The following is a 1,251-nucleotide window of genomic DNA, read 5'->3' as shown; positions in this document are numbered from 1 at the left end:
TGGCCGGCGCGCCGGCGGCGGACGAGCCGGCGCCGGAGGGCGCGGCGGAGGGCGCGGCGGAGGGCTTGCTCTGGGCCGTGGGCTCGGCCGTGGGCGCGGCCGACGGCGCGGCCGTGGGGGTGGAGGTGGAGGTGGAGGCGCTGGTCGCAGCGGTGGCCGCTCCCCCCGCGGTCGCGATGACCGCGGCGGTGGCGGCGATGAGCGTGATCGGGCGGATACGCATGAATCCGTGTCCTTTCCTGCGGGCGTCCGGTTGATGCCCGCACCCCGGTACGCCTCCCGACGCCCGGCAGGTCGCACCCCGCACATGTGATCCAGGCCATAGCCCGTGGGTGCAACCCGGGGACGGCACTCGTGCGTACAGAGCGGGAGGCTCCACCCGGGACGCACGGCTCCACCACCGCCGGGGAGTGCTCCCGCGCGAGCCGCCTGCGCCGCGAACTGACGGACAGCCCCGGAGGAGAGGCCCTTGATGACGCCACAGGAGTTCGACGCGTTCTACGCGGCGTCCTTCTCCCGCCTGACCGGGCAGCTCTACGCGATGACCGGCGACTGGTCCGAAGCGCAGGACGTGGTCCAGGAGGCCTTCATCCGCGCGTGGGACCGACGGCGCACCTTCGACCTGGACCACGCCCCGGAGGCGTGGATCCGGACCACGGCCCGGCGGCTGGCCGTCTCCCGCTGGCGGCGGCTGGCCCGGGGCCTGCACCTGGCCGGACGCCACCACCGCCCGGAACCACCCACCGTCGAACCGCCCACCGAGGACCACCTGATGCTGGTCACCGCGCTCCGCGACCTGCCCGAGGCACAGCGGAGCGCCCTGGTCCTGCACCACATGTGCGACCTCCCCGTCGAGCAGGTCGCGGCCGAGACCGGCGCCAGCGTCAGCGCCGTCAAGAGCCGCCTCACCCGGGGCCGGACCGCGCTCGCGGCCGGACTCGCCGACCGGACCCCGAGCAGCGAGGAAGGAAAGCTCCGTGTCTGACCCACTCCACGACAGCGTCGGCGACCGGCTGCGGCTGCTCGGCACGCAGGTGCCCGCACCGGCCCTGCCCCCTGCCGAGATCCGCCGCCGCGCCGACCGGCGCCGCCACCGCCGGCACCGCCGGTACGCCCTGGGCGCGACCGCGGCCTGCGCCGCGGCGGCCCTGTACCTGACCCTCCCGTCCGGGCCGCCCTCACCGCGGCCGCAGCACGGAGCAGTGGTCACCACGGACACTCCCTCCGTGCCGGCCTCCGATCCCCCCCACC

Annotated in this window: 2 protein-coding genes and 1 pseudogene; 2 read left to right on the top strand and 1 reads right to left on the bottom strand. The window is 76.1% G+C overall.

Annotated elements, in window-relative coordinates:
* On the bottom strand, positions 1 to 223 hold a 223-nt coding region (locus ACFV8H_RS41465; protein ID WP_380409964.1), incomplete at its 3' end, for a hypothetical protein.
* Positions 224 to 472: 249 nt separating this feature from the next.
* On the opposite strand from ACFV8H_RS41465, the gene ACFV8H_RS41460 reads away from it, so the two are divergent.
* Both ACFV8H_RS41460 and ACFV8H_RS41455 read left to right on the top strand, forming a co-directional pair.
* Complete coding sequence (locus ACFV8H_RS41460) at positions 473 to 985, top strand: SigE family RNA polymerase sigma factor (RefSeq protein ID WP_380409962.1); 513 nt, start codon at positions 473 to 475, stop codon at positions 983 to 985.
* A pseudogene (locus ACFV8H_RS41455) lies at positions 978 to 1,251 on the top strand (hypothetical protein); the annotation flags it as partial. The gene ACFV8H_RS41460 and the pseudogene ACFV8H_RS41455, both read left to right, overlap by 8 nt.

It is taken from the genome of Kitasatospora sp. NPDC059827, assembly GCF_042731675.1.
Classification (GTDB): domain Bacteria; phylum Actinomycetota; class Actinomycetes; order Streptomycetales; family Streptomycetaceae; genus Kitasatospora.
Note: the sequence above shows the minus strand (reverse complement) of the source record. Positions and strands in the feature narration are given on the sequence as shown.